Origin of the sequence: Brevundimonas subvibrioides ATCC 15264, assembly GCF_000144605.1 — a bacterium.
GTDB classification, from domain to species: domain Bacteria; phylum Pseudomonadota; class Alphaproteobacteria; order Caulobacterales; family Caulobacteraceae; genus Brevundimonas; species Brevundimonas subvibrioides.
This window is the reverse complement of record NC_014375.1, coordinates 1,333,433-1,348,419: the sequence shown is the minus strand read 5'-3', so window position 1 is coordinate 1,348,419 and position 14,987 is coordinate 1,333,433. Positions and strand designations below refer to the sequence as shown.

11 protein-coding genes are annotated in these 14,987 nt (G+C 69.6%); 8 read left to right on the top strand and 3 right to left on the bottom strand.

The window, feature by feature from the left end; genetic code table 11:
• Nucleotides 1-12 precede the first annotated feature (12 nt).
• Nucleotides 13-1,779 carry an autotransporter assembly complex protein TamA gene (locus BRESU_RS06670; protein WP_013268763.1) on the top strand — a complete coding sequence of 589 codons (1,767 nt, stop codon included), beginning with the start codon at nt 13-15 and terminating at the stop codon, nt 1,777-1,779.
• Nucleotides 1,776-6,023, top strand: coding sequence for a translocation/assembly module TamB domain-containing protein (locus BRESU_RS06665; protein WP_013268762.1), 4,248 nt, complete (start codon nt 1,776-1,778; stop codon nt 6,021-6,023). The genes BRESU_RS06670 and BRESU_RS06665 overlap by 4 nt, the downstream gene beginning before the upstream one ends.
• Before the next feature lie 102 nt (nt 6,024-6,125).
• Here the strand turns inward: BRESU_RS06665 and BRESU_RS06660 are convergent, their stop codons facing one another.
• Nucleotides 6,126-6,644 carry a hypothetical protein gene (locus BRESU_RS06660; protein ID WP_013268761.1) on the bottom strand — a complete coding sequence of 173 codons (519 nt, stop codon included), beginning with the start codon at nt 6,642-6,644 and terminating at the stop codon, nt 6,126-6,128.
• A 94-nt stretch (nt 6,645-6,738) separates the two neighbouring features.
• Here BRESU_RS06660 and BRESU_RS06655 point away from each other — a divergent pair, with 94 nt between their 5' ends.
• Genes BRESU_RS06655 through BRESU_RS06630 form a run of 6 tightly spaced genes read left to right on the top strand, consistent with a single transcriptional unit; the run spans nt 6,739 to nt 13,701 of the window.
• Nucleotides 6,739-7,989 carry a hydrolase gene (locus BRESU_RS06655; protein ID WP_013268760.1) on the top strand — a complete coding sequence of 417 codons (1,251 nt, stop codon included), beginning with the start codon at nt 6,739-6,741 and terminating at the stop codon, nt 7,987-7,989.
• Nucleotides 7,989-8,996: an arginine N-succinyltransferase gene (locus BRESU_RS06650; protein WP_013268759.1), complete on the top strand. Its 1,008-nt coding sequence runs from the start codon at nt 7,989-7,991 to the stop codon at nt 8,994-8,996. Before BRESU_RS06655 ends, BRESU_RS06650 begins: the two co-directional genes overlap by 1 nt.
• 7 nt (nt 8,997-9,003) lie before the next feature.
• Nucleotides 9,004-10,467, top strand: a complete 1,464-nt coding sequence (gene astD / locus BRESU_RS06645) for a succinylglutamate-semialdehyde dehydrogenase (protein ID WP_013268758.1) — start codon at nt 9,004-9,006, stop codon at nt 10,465-10,467.
• The gene (astB, locus tag BRESU_RS06640; RefSeq protein ID WP_013268757.1) at nt 10,464-11,795 is read left to right on the top strand and encodes an N-succinylarginine dihydrolase; all 1,332 of its coding nucleotides are present in this window, start codon (nt 10,464-10,466) and stop codon (nt 11,793-11,795) included. The genes astD and astB overlap by 4 nt, the downstream gene beginning before the upstream one ends.
• Nucleotides 11,796-11,839: 44 nt before the next feature.
• Nucleotides 11,840-12,415, top strand: a complete 576-nt coding sequence (locus BRESU_RS06635) for a GNAT family N-acetyltransferase (protein WP_013268756.1) — start codon at nt 11,840-11,842, stop codon at nt 12,413-12,415.
• Nucleotides 12,412-13,701 (top strand): MFS transporter, encoded by a 1,290-nt coding sequence (locus BRESU_RS06630; RefSeq protein WP_013268755.1) that lies wholly within the window; start codon nt 12,412-12,414, stop codon nt 13,699-13,701. Before BRESU_RS06635 ends, BRESU_RS06630 begins: the two co-directional genes overlap by 4 nt.
• Here the strand turns inward: BRESU_RS06630 and BRESU_RS06625 are convergent.
• Nucleotides 13,698-14,063, bottom strand: coding sequence for a hypothetical protein (locus tag BRESU_RS06625; RefSeq protein WP_013268754.1), 366 nt, complete (start codon nt 14,061-14,063; stop codon nt 13,698-13,700). The two genes, BRESU_RS06630 and BRESU_RS06625, sit on opposite strands and share 4 nt — an antisense overlap.
• Entirely contained in the window at nt 14,060-14,935 is an 876-nt protein-coding gene (phhA, locus tag BRESU_RS06620) for a phenylalanine 4-monooxygenase (RefSeq protein WP_013268753.1), read from the bottom strand. The genes BRESU_RS06625 and phhA overlap by 4 nt, the downstream gene beginning before the upstream one ends.
• Nucleotides 14,936-14,987: the final 52 nt, after the last annotated feature.

Sequence of the window (14,987 nt, the reverse complement as noted above, 5' to 3'; positions counted from 1 at the left end):
GGTCTGGCTGCGATGGGCGCTGCCTGCCTGTGGCTGGGTCATCCGGAGGCCGCCAGGGCCGATCCGCGTGCCGAGGTCCGCGGCGATCTTTCCGCCGATCTGCGCACGCGTCTCGTGCAGGCGATCGGCGAGACCGACGATCCGCCGGCGAACCGCTTCGAGGCGCGACGCCGCGCCCGGGCCGCGATGGAATCGGCCGAGGCCGTGCTGCGGTCGGAGGGCTACTACCAGTCCATCCTCGAGGACATCGTCGAGGGTGAGGAAACGCCCGTCGCCATCGTCAGCGTTCAGTCGGGCACCCGCTTCGCCTTGGCCCCGGCCACGATCCAGTGGGTCGCGCCAGAGCCGGAGACCGAGGTCATCCAGACCGCCCAGGCCGACATCGGGCTGACCCCCGGCGATCCAGGGCGCGCCGCAGAGGTCGTCGCCGCCGAGGGGCGGATCATCGCGAGCCTGACACGGGAAGGCTATCCGGACGCCGCGACCCGGCCCCGGCGCGTCGTGGTGGATCACGCCGCCATGACGGTGCAACCGACCTTCAACATCAGCTCCGGCGCCCTTGTGCGACTGGACGGCGTGCGCGTGCAGACCCGCGGACCGACCAACCCCGACTGGGTCGCCAATCTGGCACCCTGGAGCCCGGGGCAGCGCTACGACCCCGAACTGGTGGGCGAACTGGAACGGCGTCTGCTGGAGACCGGCGTCTACGACGGGGTCGCGGTGGCCCTGACCGGCCCGGACCAGACCACAGCCGACGGCAACCGCCCGATCGTGGTGACCCTGACGGATCGACCCCGCAAGATTCTGGAGGCGGGTGCCACCTTCTCGACCGCCGACGGGTCGGGCGTCGAGGGTCTGTGGACCTGGTACAACCGGTTCGGCCGGGCCGACACCCTGCGATTCCAGGCGCGTATCGCCAACATCGACAGCCGGATCGGGGCCGACCTTTCCCTGCCCCACTGGCGCGCGCCGGGCCAGACCCTGGCCCTGTCGTCCGCCGTGGTGAACGAGGATACCGACGCCTACATCCGCACCGCCGGGGTGCTGTCGGCCGACCTGCGACAGCGTCTGGGCAAGACGTCCTGGTACAGCTACGGCGTCGGTCTGGATTTCGGGCGGTATAACGAGAGCCGTTTCGATCCGGTGACCCAGCTGCCAGTCAGCCTGGACCGCGATCTGGCCATCTTTACCGGTCGCGCCAGCGCCTACATCGACCAGTCGAACGACCCGCTCAACCCGACGAACGGCTGGCGGCTGACGGTCAACATCCAGCCGACCGCCGTGGCGGGCGAAGACACCATCCTGTTCCTGCGCAGCGAGGCCCAGGCCACGACGTATCGGTCCCTCGACTCTCGCGCCAGGACGGTCCTGGCCGGACGCATTCGGCTGGGATCGATCATCGGGGGCAGCGAGCTCAGCGTGCCGTCGGACCGCCTGTTCTATTCCGGCGGCGGCGGATCCGTCCGCGGCTATCAGTACCAGGGTGTGGGCCCGCGTCTGCCCGACAACACTCCGCGCGGCGGCATCTCCCTGTTCGAGGTGTCCGCCGAGGTGCGGCGGGATCTGGGCAGGAACTTCGGGGCCGTGGCCTTCGTCGACGCCGGTGCGATCGGGTTCGACGAAACGCCAGACTTCTCGAACCTGCGTTACTCCGTGGGCATCGGCGGGCGCTACAACCTGTCCTTCGGCCCGATCCGCGCGGACATCGCCATTCCGCTGGACAAGCGTGACGGCGACGCCAGCTTCCAGGTCTACGTCAGCATCGGCCAGGCGTTTTGACCGACCCGACCCCCGACACAGCCGAGGTCGAAACGCCGGCGAAGGCCGAGAAGCGCCGTCGCACGCGACTGCAGGCCTTCGGCTTCATCGCCGGTTTCGTGCTGGTCGGACTGGCCGCCCTGGCCCTGATCCTGGCGATCGGCGGGCGGATGTATCTGGTCTCGGGTCCGGGCCGCGACCTGGTCACCAGCTTCATCGCCGGCAAGAAGATCAGCCGCTACGGCCGCATCAATGTCGAAGGCCTGTCGGGGGACCTGTTCGACGACTTCACCCTGGCGCGCGTGACGATCACCGATCAGGACGGCGTATGGCTCGAGGCGCGCAACGTCCGGGTCGACTGGGACTACTGGCCGCTGGTCACCCGGCGTTTCCACGCGACCGACATCAGCGCGCAGTCCATCCGCCTTCTGCGCCGTCCCACGCTGGATCCGCCGGACGGCAAGCCGCCCCAGCCCAGCCCGATCAGCGTCGACATCGACCGCTTCTCCGCCAACGTCGAACTGCTCGAGGGATTCTCGAAGGAATACGGCAAGTGGCGGTTGACGGGTGACGCCCTGATCCCTCGTTTCGGCAACAAGACCGCCTCGCTGAACGCCTACAGCCAGAACCGGCCCGGCGACTATCTGCGGGTGACGACGACCTTCGGCGGGAAGGTCGAGGACCTGCGCCTGAACCTCCAAGCCAGCGAAGCCCAGGGCGGCCCCCTGGCGGGATCGCTGGGCTACTCGCCGGACCAGCCCTTCTCCGCCGTCGCCCTGGTGAACGGCGAGATCGTGAATGCCACGGTCCGGACGGGCGAGTTCGTGCCTCTCACCGTGCGCGGCCGGTATGGCGTGGGCGGCTCGCGCATCTCCGGCTATTTCGACTTCAGCGGCTCGGACCTGCTGGAACCCTTCGTCCAGCGCATCGGCCGGACGGCCCGGTTCGGTTTCGCGTCCGTGCCCACGGCCGACAACAAGGATGTTCAGGGCCTCGCCTGGCGGCTGATCTCGGACAATCTGACGTCCAGCGCGCGCGGGGTGATCGACCTCAAGAACCAGACCGCCGACGACGGCGTCGCGGTGTCGGTCTCCACGGGATCCGTGACCCGGCTGGTCGGGACACCGGTCGGCGGCGCGGCGACCTACTCTGCCATCTTCAAAGGCTCTGCGAAGACCTGGTCCCTGGAGGGAGACATCCGCCTGTCGAACGCCGACGTCGCCAGCTATGCGGCCAGCCAGGTATCCGGCCCGCTGAATCTTTCCGCCGACGATGGACGGTTCGCGCTGAGCGGCGACCTGTCGGTGGCGGGCGGTCGCAGCGCCGGAATCATCGGGGCCCTGCTGGGGGCCCAGCCCCGCTTCAAGTTCGCGGCCGCCCGGGCGAAGGACGGCGCGCTCCTGCTGGAGGACATCGACGCACGGGGGCAGGCCCTCACCCTGACCGGGTCGGGAGGGCGCAATCTGCTGGGCGGTCTGGGTTTCCGGGGTCGTGCCGAGATCACGGACGTCAGCCGGATCCGGCCCGGCGCGCGCGGGACCTTCGGCGGACCAATCCAAGCCTCGATGGCCCGGACCGGAGCCCCGTGGCGACTGACCTTCGACGGCCGGGCGGCGCGTCTGGCCACCGGCATGGCCGAACTGGATCGCCTGCTGGGAGCCACCCCTCGCCTGCAGCTGGCCGGGGCGCTGAACGGCGGCCGGATCGAGGTCGAGCAGGGCCTGCTGACCGGTGCCGCCGGCCGGGCCAGCGCCCGCGGCCTGATCGAGCCCGCCGGTCGCCTGCGGCTGGCGCTCGACTGGAATGCGCAAGGCCCCTTCGGCGTCGGACCGGTGGCGATCGACGGTGCCATGACGGGCAACGGAGCCCTGACGGGAACCCTGGCCCAGCCCCGCGCCGACCTGACCGCCACCTTCGCCAGCGTCGCGGCCGGTCCGCTGACCCTGACCGACACGAACCTGATCCTCAGCTTCCGGAAGGGCACGGACGCCTCTGACGGCCGGGTCGTCCTGACGGCCGGATCGAACTATGGTCCCGCGACCGCATCGGGGAACTTCTTCCTTGGCGGCAACGCCCTGCGCCTGACCGATGTCGATCTGAACGCGGGCGGGATCACCGCCCAGGGCGCGCTGGCGCTGAACAACAACACACCGTCCAGTGCAGACCTGACCTTCACCGCACGCCCCGGGGCCTTCCTGACGTCGGGGACGGCAGACGGCCGCATCCGCCTGACCGACGGCCCGGGCAACGAGAGCGCGATTCTGGACGTCACCGGGCGGGACCTGCGGTTCTCGGGTTCGCCCTATGTGATCCGTCGCATCAGCCTCGACGGGCGCGGCACGCTGGACCGCCTGCCCTTCAGCATCGTGGCCGATGTCGGGGGACCGACCCCGGTCTCGTTCGATGGCACCGGCGTCTACGCGCGCCAGGACACGGCCCAGAGCGTGACTCTTTCGGGCAACGGTCGCGTACGGGAAGTCGCCTTCGCCACCCGCAGCCCGGCCGTCGTCGCCCTGGCCGGGGACGGTCGCGTGGTCCGGGTCGACATGACGGTCGGCGGCGGAGTCCTGCTGGGCGAGATGCGTCAGGACGCCGACGCCGCCGTGATCCAGGCCGACCTGACCAGCGTCGAGCTGGGCTCAATCGCGCCCGATCTCAGCGGTCGCGTCACGGGGCGGGTCTCCCTGCGCGGATCGGGCGACGACCTTTCGGGGTCCGCCAACGTGACCCTGGCCCAGCTGCGCAGCGTCGACGCCCCGCGCGGCCTGTCCGTGGACGGCACCGTCAACGCGACCCTGGTCAACAACACCCTGCGCATCCAGGCCAATGCCGCCGGCACCGACGCCGTGCGCGCGACGGCCGACGTGACGCTTCCGGTCGAGGCCTCCGCAGCGCCGTTGCGGCTTGCCATCAACAAGACGCGGCCCATGTCGGGCGAAGTCGTGGTCAATGGCCAGATCCAGCCGATCTGGGATGTCTTCTTCGGGGGTGAACGCACACTGGCGGGTCAGGTCGACGGCCGGGCCATCCTGAACGGCACGATGAACGCGCCCCTGATCACCGGTCGCCTGAACCTCGCCCAGGGCCGTTTCCGTGATAACGGGACCGGTCTGGTGCTGAACGACGTGACCCTGGCCAGCCGGTTCGACGACACGACCGCCCTGATCCAGACCTTCACCGCCACCGACGGCTCGGGCGGCACCGTGTCCGGCGACGGCCGGATCGGCCTGCGTCAGGGATCGGGATCCAGCTTCGAGCTGGCCCTGACCCGCTTCCAGATCATCGACAACGACATCGCCCAGGGGCGCGCCACCGGCCCGCTGACGGTCACACGCGGCACCGACGGCAACATCCAGCTGGCCGGTCAGATGACGATCGACGAAGCCCGGATCGAGGCCAACCCCCCGGTGCCCAGCGGCGTGACGGCCATGGACGTTGTCGAGATCAACCGCCCGGGCGGCGACCCGGCCGAGACCGAAGAGGCGACGAGCAGCCGCGGTCCCCAGATCGGTCTGGATATCCGCCTGCGCTCGACCGGCAACGATGTCCGCGTGGTCGGCCGCGGCCTGAATGTCTATCTGAGCGTCAACGCGCGCGTCCGTGGCACGGTGGCGCAGCCCGTCCTGAGTGGGACGGCGCGCATCGTGCGCGGCGATTACGATTTCGCCGGCAAGCGCTTCGTGTTCGACGACCGGGGCACCGTCGCCCTGTCCACCGATCCGACCCGCATCCGGCTGAACCTGTCGGCGGTGCGCGAGGACCCGGCCCTGACCGCCACCATCCGGGTCACCGGCACGGCCGCCCTGCCCGTCATCGTTCTGACCTCGACGCCGCAACTGCCCCAAGACGAGATCCTGTCCCAGGTGCTGTTCGGCCGGTCGGCCTCCCAGCTGTCGCCCTTCGAGGCGGCGCAACTCGCGGCGGGGGTCGCTTCACTGGCGGGCGGTGGGGGCTTCGACGTGATCGGCAACCTGCGCGAACTGGCCGGTCTGGACCGTCTGTCGTTCGGTGGAGAGGCCTCGGCCCTGACGGTCGCGGGCGGTCGCTACATCACCGACGACGTCTATCTGGAGATCATCGGCGGCGGAGAGGGCGGAGCCGCCGTCAACGTCGAATGGCAGGTCCGCAGGAACGTCGCCATCAGCTCGCAGTTCGGCGGTCAGGGCGACGCCACCCTGTCCATCCGTTGGCGGCGGCAGTCCCGGGTGCCGGGCGCGGCCGCCGGTGAAGACGACCGCCGCCCGAACCGGCGCGCGACGCCCTGAAGCCTGATCGGCACGAAAAGGATCAGGCTCCGGGAACAGGCGAAGGCTTGATTGACGCTTTCGGTGGACCCACGGAGTGGGTCCACCTCAAACGATCCAGCTCTAGCGGGCGCCTTCCATCTGCAGCCGGTCCAGCCGGCTGATGCCGCGCAGGCCCGCGATCAGCAGGATCAGCTGCACGGCCATGACGACCAGCGAAAGCGCGATCTGCCACATCGGCGTCACCGGGATGTTCGGCATCGCGCCGGCGATCAACGGGGTGGCCGCGGTCGACACGATGCCGAACAGCACGAGCACCAGGAACAGGATCGCCAGCAGCTTGCCGGGGTTGCGCCACTGGACCAGGCCTAGGATCAGCTGAAGTACCGCCAGGCCCCCGGCCAGCCACAGTCCGACCTGGGCACCCGCCGCAGCGGCGGCGGCGGCGTCGGGATTGGCCTGGTTGACGCTGTCGAGCGCCGCCTGGATCTCGCCCGGATTGGCCAGCGTCCACACGACGCTGACGACGCCGACGGCGGCTCCGATGAACATCGCGACCGCACTGGCGCGGGCCGCGCCCTCGGCCTCCGCCTCTGTGGTGATCGGGCTGGTGGGGTTAAAGGCCTTGATCCAGTCGCTCATCGTTCGTCCTCCCAAAATGACAAGCAGGCTTTACACTCAGTCCGGGCGTACCGCAAGCCTTCACCTTTCCGGTCGACCCGTCTAAGGTCTCACAATGCGGATTCTCCCACAGGATCATGCCGCCCTCGACCTGGTCGGGCGGGGCGAGGCGATCCTGATCGACCGCGCGGTTGCCTGGTCGAACGTTAATTCCGGCAGCGACAACCCCGACGGCCTGAACGCCATGCTGGACCTGCTGGAGGCCGAGGCCGCCCGCCTGCCCGCCGAGGTGATCCGGGTCCAGACCCAAGGCTTCTCCACCGTCGCCGACGACGGCACCGTCCGTCCCCAGTCGCGCGCGGATGCGTTGAAGGTCACGGCCCGGCCTGACGCCCCCATCCAGGTCGTCCTGACCGGCCACTATGACACCGTCTATCCGGCCGACAGCGCCTTCCAGACCGTCGCCCACCGCCTCGACGGGGCCCTGAACGGCCCGGGCATCGCGGACATGAAGGGCGGCATCTCCGTCATGCTCGGCGCGCTCGAGGCGTTCGAGACGCATCCCGACCGTGCCAATGTCGGCTGGACGGTCCTGCTGTCTCCCGACGAGGAGATCGGATCGCCCGCCTCTGCCCCCCTGCTGGCCGAGTTGGGCGCGCGCGGCCATGTCGGCATGACCTATGAACCCGCCCTCGCCGACGGCACCCTCGCGGGGGCGAGAAAGGGCAGCGGCAATTTCCACCTCATCGTCAGGGGTCGGGCCGCCCACGCGGGTCGCGCTTTCCACGAGGGCGCCAATGCCGTCGCCGGGGCAGCGATCGTCGCGGCGGCCCTGCACGGCCTGAACGGGCGTCGCGAGGGCGTGACCGTCAACGTCGCGCGCATCTCCGGCGGTGGAGCCCTGAACGTTGTGGCCGACAACGCCGTGGTCCGCTTCAACGTCCGCGTTCCGGACGCCCAGGCGGCCGCCTGGATCACGGACGCAATTGCAGAGATCGCCGCGACGCCCCCGTTCGACGGGCTGATGCTGGACCTGCACGGCGGCATGACCCGCGCGCCCAAGCCCATGGACGCCTCCCAGACCGCCCTGTTCGAGGCCGTGCGCGAGACGGGGGCCCTGCTGGGCCAGACGATCGCCTGGTCGCCCAGCGGCGGCGTCTGCGAGGGCAACAACCTGCACGCCGCCGGCCTGCCCAACATCGACACCCTGGGCGTGCGGGGCGGCCTGATCCATTCCCCCGAAGAGTTCGCCTGGCCCGAGAGCTTCGTGGAGCGGGCCCGGCTGTCCACCCTCATGCTGTGCAAGATCGCCTCGGGCGAGATCGACGCGCAGCGCCTGAAACGCCTGCGTCTGGAGACCCTGTAGTGCTCGTCGTCCGCCCCGCCGGCCCCGCCGACCTGGATCACCTGCTGGAGCTGGCCATCCTGTCCGGGCCCGGTTTCACCAGCCTGCCGGAAGACCCGGACCAGCTGTCCGAGCGCCTCGACATCAGCCGGGACAGCTTTGGCGGGACCCTGGCCCCGCAGGCCCGCTGGTACACCCTGATGATGGAGGAGACCGACACCGGGGACGTGGACGGCATCGCCTCGGTCAAGGCGGCGGTGGGCCTGAACCGCCCCTTCTTCTCGTTCCGCGTCGTGAACAACGCCTCGTCCTCGCCCTCGCTGGACATCAAGCTGGAGCACCAGACGCTGCAGCTGGTCAACGAATGCACGGGCTGGACCGAGGTCGGCTCGCTGTTCCTGAAGGCGGACCGGAGGAAGGGCGGCGCGGGGCGGCTGCTCAGCCAGTCGCGCTACATGCTGATCGGGGCCCAGCCCGATCTGTTCGCCGAAACCGTCTTGGCCGAGCTGCGCGGCGTCTTCACGCCCGACGGGGCCTGCCCCTTCTGGGACCACGTCGCGCACAAGTTCTTCCCCATGCCGTTCGACCAGGCGGACATGATGACGGGCTCGACCGACAAGCAGTTCATCCTCGACCTGGCTCCGCGCCATCCCATCTACATCGAGCTGCTGCCCGAGCCCGCCCGCGCCGTGATCGGCAAGGTCCATCCGCAGGGAGTCGCCGCCATGGCCCTGCTGGAAAGCGAGGGATTCCGGCCGAACGGACTGGTGGACATCTTCGATGCGGGGCCGACGGTCAGCTGCCCTCGCGACCATATCCGCACCGTCCGCGACGCCCGTCGGCTGACCGCATCCATCGTCGAGGACGTCGAGGCGGAACTGCCGTCGCTGGTCTCGACCGACAGTCTCGACGGCTTCCGGGCTGTTCGGGCCAAGGCCGCGATCGACGGCGACACCGTGCGCCTGCCCGCCGAGGTGGCCGACGCCCTGAAAGTTCGCACGGGCGACACCGTGCGCGTGAAATCCTGAGGCACCCATGACCGACGGCAAACTTTACATCGACGGCCGCTGGACCGACGGCGAGGGCGACGGCTTCGCCTCCTTCGACCCGGCGACCGAGGCCCGCGTCTGGCGCGGCAACGAAGCCTCGACCGGCCAGATCGGCGCCGCCGTGGAGGCCGCCCGCGCCGCCTTCCCCGACTGGGCCGACCGCCCCCGCGCCGACCGTATCGAGGCGATGAAACGCTATCAGGCCGCGCTCAAGGCCCGCGCCCCCGCCTTCGCCGAGGCCATCTCCAGAGAGACCGGCAAGGCCCTGTGGGAGACGACCGCCGAGCTGGGCTCCATGGCCGGCAAGGTCGACCTGTCGATCCGGGCCTATGACGAGCGCACTGGCGAGCGCACGGCCGAGACCGCCTTCGGCCACGCCACCCTCCGCCACCGCCCGCACGGCGTGGCGGCCATCCTCGGCCCGTTCAACTTCCCCGGCCACCTGCCCAACGGCCACATCGTCCCCGCCCTGCTGGCCGGCGACACCGTGGTGTTCAAGCCGTCGGAGGAGACGCCCCACACCGGCCAGCTGATGGCCGAGGCGCTGCAGGAGGCCGACCTGCCCGCCGGCGTCTTCAACCTGGTCCAGGGCGGCCGCGACGTCGGGGCCGCCCTGCTGGACCAGCCGATCGACGCCCTGATGTTCACCGGCTCGGGCGCAGCCGGGGCCCATTTCCGCAGGAAGTTCGCGGACGATCCGCACGTCATCCTGGCGCTCGAGCTGGGCGGCAACAATCCTCTGGTGGTCTGGGATGCTGCGGATGCCGAGGCCGTCGCCAGCATCGTGGTTCAGTCCGCCTTCGTCACCACCGGCCAGCGCTGCTCCTGCGCCCGTCGCCTGATCGTGCCGGAAGGTCCTGCCGGGGACGCCGTCCTCGAGGCGGTCATGGCCCTGATGGACCGTCTGACCATAGGCCCATGGAACAGCACGCCCGAGCCCTACATGGGTTCGCTGATCTCGGAACGCGCTGCCGACCTCGTCCTGGGTCAAGCCGTCGAGCGCTGCAATGCCGGGGCCCGCGTCCTCAAGACCTTCGGTCGGGTGGATATCCACAGCCGCGCCTTCGTCCACCCCGGCCTGATCGACGTGACGGGCGTGGATGTCCCCGACGAGGAGATCTTCGGCCCCATCCTGTCCGTCACCCGCGTCCCGACGTTCGAGGCCGCCATCGCCGCCGCCAACGCCACCCGCTACGGCCTGTCCGCCGGCCTGGTCAGCGACAACCCGGCGAACTGGGATCACTTCATCCGCCGCATCCGCGCGGGCGTCGTCAACTTCAACCGTCCGACCACAGGTGCCGCCGGCGACATGCCCTTCGGCGGCCTCGGCGCCAGCGGCAACCACCGCCCCAGCGCCTACTACGCCGCCGACTACTGCGCCTATCCGGTCGCCAGCTTCGAGGCCGGGGCGGTGAGGAACATCGAGGGCGAGATCCGGGGGCTCAAATGAGCGCCGTCGAAGCCAATGCCGATGGTCTGATCGGGCCGACGCACTCCTACGCCGGGCTCAGCCCCGGCAATCTCGCCTCCAGTCTGAACAAGGGCGAGGCGTCGAACCCGCGCGCGGCGGTCCTGCAGGGGCTCGACAAGATGAAGCGGCTGGCCGACCTCGGCCTGCCGCAGTTCGTCCTGCCCCCGCACGAACGCCCCGACATACCGTTCCTGCGCTCGCTGGGTTTCACCGGCTCCGACGCGCGCGTGCTGGAACAGGCATGGAAGGAGGCCCCCAGCTTCGCCGCCGCCGCATGCTCGGCCAGCCCCATGTGGGCGGCCAATGCCGCCACCGTGACGCCCAGCGCGGACAGCGCCGACGGCCGCGTCCACTTCACGCCCGCCAACCTGCACACCAACCTGCACCGCAGCCTCGAGCACGCCCAGACGAAGCGATCGCTGGACGCCCTGTTCCCCGATCCGGCCCGCTTCGCCGTCCACCATGCCCTGCCGGCAGTGGGTCACCTGGCCGACGAGGGGGCCGCCAACCACGTTCGCCTGTGCGCCGAACACGGCGCGCCCGGCGTCAACCTGCTGGTCTGGGGCCGTGATGCGTTCGAGGCCTGGGATGGGTCGTTCCCCGCCCGCCAGACGCGTCAGGCTTCCGAGGCCGTCGCCCGCCGCCACGCCGCTTCGGGTGCCGTCCTGGCCCAGCAGTCCCGCGCGGCCATCGCCGGAGGCACCTTCCACAACGACGTGGTCTGCGTGGGCGCGCTGGACACCCTGTTCCATCACGAGCTGGCGTTCGAGGACACCGCCGCCACCCACACCGCGATCCGCGCGGCGGCGCAGGGCTTCGAGCCGATCTTCGTCGAGGTCTCGTCTGGCGACCTGCCCCTGGCCGACGCCATCTCCAGCTATCTGTTCAACTCCATGCTGGTGCAGATCCCGGGCGAGGACCGCCTGACCCTGATCTGCCCGACCGAGACCCGCGACAACCCCCGCGCCCACGCGGTCGCGCAAGGGCTGACCGCCTCCAACGGCCCGATCGGCCGAGTGGAGTACGTCGATGTGCGCCAGTCGATGCGTAACGGCGGCGGCCCCGCCTGTTTGCGCCTGCGCGTCGTCCTGACGGAGGCGGAACTGGCTGCGACCAACCCCGCCATGCGCCTGACCGACGCCCTGCACGCCAGTCTGTCGGAATGGGCGAACAGGTGGTACCGCGACACCCTCGCCCCCGCCGACCTCGCCGATCCGGCCCTGATCGACGAGACGCGTGGGGCCCTCGACGCCCTGACCGGTATCCTGGATCTCGGTCCCGGCTTCTATCCCTTCCAGCGGGGCTGACGCGGTTCCGAAGCCTGCTAGGCTGTCCCCCAATGGAGGCGATCATGGATGACTCACGGCCGGACATCGCGCGAGCGACCCTGAGCCACCGCCTCGCCACCGAAGCCGACATCCCCGCCCTGCACGCCCTGATGGAGGCTGCCATCTCGGGCCCTCTGGCTGCCTTCCTGACCCCGGAGCAGGTGCAGGCGAGCCGTGCCATCATGGGCGTCGACAGCCAGCTGGTCACCGACCGCACCTATTTCCTGATCATGGCAGACGGCGTCCCGGCCGGCTGCGGCGGCTGGTCCCACCGGATCACCAGCTACGGGGGCGACCACACCCCGGGCCGCGAACCCGCCCGACTGACCCCCGGCGTGGACGCCGCCCGGGTGAGGGCCATGTACACCCACCCCGCGTTCGTGCGGCGCGGCATCGGCCGGATGATCCTCGACCTGTGCGAAACCGCCGCCCGCGACGCCGGCTTCGACCGGGTCGAACTGGTCGCGACCATGGGCGGCGAGCCCCTGTACCGCGCCGCCGGCTACACCGACATCGAGGCCTTCGAGGACGACCGCGGCGGCGTCCCGGTGCCGCTGATCCGCATGGGCAAGCCCCTGTCCAAGGGATTTCCTGCATGACCGACGTCCCCATGACCCCTGCTCGGCGCCTGAAGAACATCGTCGGCGGCTCTGCCGGCAATCTGGTCGAGTGGTTCGACTGGTTCGCCTATGCCGCCTTCACCGTCTATTTCGCCCCGGTCTTCTTCCCGGCGGGCGAGCCGACGGCTCAGTTGCTCAGCACCGCCGCCATCTTGGCGGTCGGCTTCCTGATGCGCCCCGTCGGGGCCTGGGTCATGGGGGTCTATGCCGATCGCAAGGGGCGCAAGGCCGGCCTGACCCTGTCGGTCAGCCTGATGTGCGCCGGGTCGTTGCTGATCGCCTGCACCCCAGGCTATGCGACCATCGGCCTGCTGGCCCCCGCCCTGCTGCTGCTCGCCCGCATGATGCAGGGCCTGAGCGTCGGCGGCGAATACGGCTCCAGCGCTACCTATCTGTCCGAGATGGCCACCGCGAAGCATCGGGGCTTCTGGTCCAGCTTCCAGTACGTCACCCTGATCTCGGGCCAGCTGCTGGCCCTGATGCTGCTGATCGTCCTGCAGCGGACGCTGGGCGAAGACGCCCTGTCCGACTGGGCCTGGCGCATCCCCTTCTTCGTCGGGGCGGCTCTGGCGGTCGTGGTCTTCTGGCTGCGCCGGGGCCTGGACGAGACCCGCGCCTTCAACGATCCGGCAACCCGCGCCGCGCCCAAGTCCAGCGCGCTGGAGCTTATCCTGCGCCATCCGAAGGAGGCACTGATCGTCATCGGTCTGACCGCCGGGGGGACCCTCGCCTTCTATACCTATACGACCTACCTGCAGAAATTTCTGATCAACACCTCCGGCTTCACCAAGGCCCAGGCGACCGAGATCTCGGCCGCCGCCCTGTTCCTGTTCATGCTGCTTCAGCCTGCCGTGGGAGCCCTGTCGGACCGGGTCGGCCGAAAGCCCGTGATGATCACCTTCGGCGTCCTGGGGGTGGTCTGCACCGTGCCGATCATGAGCGCGCTCGCCGTCACGACCGATGCCTTGACCGCCTTCGCCCTGTCCCTGTCGGCGCTGGTGATCGTGTCGGGCTATACCGCCATCAACGCCGTGGTGAAGGCCGAGCTCTTCCCGGCCCACATCCGGGCGCTGGGCGTCGCCTTGCCCTACGCCCTCGCCAATGCGGTGTTCGGCGGCACGGCCGAATACGTGGCCCTGTGGCTCAAGGACCGGCAGGTCGAGAGCCTGTATTTCTGGTACGTCACCTCCATGATAGGGGTGTCGCTGATCACCTATGTGCTGATGCGCGACACCCGGACCAAGAGCCTGATCGTCGAGGACTAGGCGGCCGGCGGCGTCTTCTCGGGCAGGGCCTCGTCGGCATCCGCAGACGGAGACGGCGGCACGGTTGATGGGACCTCCGCAGGGGTCGCGGCATCCTCGTCGTCGGCCAGATAGACCACCCGGCACTCACCCTCGACCGTGGTGTAGCGGCCGTTGGCGGCATCGACGAACGAGACCCGTCCGCCGTCGTCGTACTCGACCTTGCCGGTCGAGCGACCCCGGAAGTTCTCGGTGCCATAGGTCCAGCAGGTGATGTCCGCGGGCTTGTCGCCCCAGGTCGCGGCGTTACGCGCCCGCTTGCTGTCGGTGCAGCCGGCCAGAGCGAGGGTCGAGAGGGCCACAGCCCCGATGATCATCTTCATGCCGCGAATCTCCCGCCCTTGTCCGCATAGGTCTGGGTACCGCGGGTTATGACCCGGTCATAGGGCTGGATCGCCGTTATCCCGATGTCGCTCTGCCCCTTGAGCCGGTCGTAGATCGGGCCGAAGTCCTCCAGCGTCGCGTCATTCAGTGCCTCGATCGAGGGGATGACGAAATAGACCTGCTGGAAGTCGTCGATGCGGTAGTCGGTGCGCATGATCCGCTCCAGGTCGAAGGCGATGCGGTTGGGCGACGGATCCTCGACCGCGAACACGCTCTCGGAGGCCGACGACACGATTCCCGCGCCATAGATGCGCAGGCCGTCGCCCTGGTCGATCAGGCCGAACTCGACCGTGTACCAGTACAGCCGGGCCAGATTTTTCAGCATGCCCAGCGACTGGGCCCGCTGCCCGCCCTTGCCGTAGGCCTGCATATAGTCGGCGAAGTCGGGGTCGGTCAGCATCGGCACATGGCCGAAGACGTCGTGGAAGATGTCCGGTTCCTGCAGATAGTCCAGCTGGTCCGGGCGGCGGATGAACTGGCCCGAGGGGAAGCGACGGTTGGCGAGGTGATCGAAAAAGACCTCGTCCGGCACCAGGCCGGGCACGCACACCACCGTCCAGCCGGTCAGGGCCTTGAGTTTCGGATTCATCAGGGCGAAGTCGGGGATGCCGCCGGTGTTCAGGTCAAGCGCCGACAGTCCCTTCAGGAAGGCGTCCGAGGCCCGGCCCGGCAGGATCTCCATCTGGCGCGCATACAGGGTGTCCCAGGTGTCGTGCTCGACCTGGGTGTAGGCCCGCCAGTTCTGGCTGATCGTCCAGTCGGCGGCCGCGCCCTCGGGCGGGCTCTGAAAGACGTGCTCGAAATCGGCCATGGCGATACTCCCTTGGCGTCAATCTAGAGGCGGCCCGCCGTCTGTCCAAGCG

What these genes read in the sequence shown, in the direction of transcription:
- BRESU_RS06670 (WP_013268763.1), top strand. Translation starts at nt 13, where the DNA reads ATGGGCGCTGCCTGCCTGTGGCTGGGTCATCCGGAGGCCGCCAGGGCC.
- BRESU_RS06660 (WP_013268761.1), bottom strand. Translation starts at nt 6,644, where the DNA reads ATGAGCGACTGGATCAAGGCCTTTAACCCCACCAGCCCGATCACCACA.
- BRESU_RS06655 (WP_013268760.1), top strand. Translation starts at nt 6,739, where the DNA reads ATGCGGATTCTCCCACAGGATCATGCCGCCCTCGACCTGGTCGGGCGG.
- astD (WP_013268758.1), top strand. Translation starts at nt 9,004, where the DNA reads ATGACCGACGGCAAACTTTACATCGACGGCCGCTGGACCGACGGCGAG.
- astB (WP_013268757.1), top strand. Translation starts at nt 10,464, where the DNA reads ATGAGCGCCGTCGAAGCCAATGCCGATGGTCTGATCGGGCCGACGCAC.
- BRESU_RS06635 (WP_013268756.1), top strand. Translation starts at nt 11,840, where the DNA reads ATGGATGACTCACGGCCGGACATCGCGCGAGCGACCCTGAGCCACCGC.
- BRESU_RS06630 (WP_013268755.1), top strand. Translation starts at nt 12,412, where the DNA reads ATGACCGACGTCCCCATGACCCCTGCTCGGCGCCTGAAGAACATCGTC.
- BRESU_RS06625 (WP_013268754.1), bottom strand. Translation starts at nt 14,063, where the DNA reads ATGAAGATGATCATCGGGGCTGTGGCCCTCTCGACCCTCGCTCTGGCC.
- phhA (WP_013268753.1), bottom strand. Translation starts at nt 14,935, where the DNA reads ATGGCCGATTTCGAGCACGTCTTTCAGAGCCCGCCCGAGGGCGCGGCC.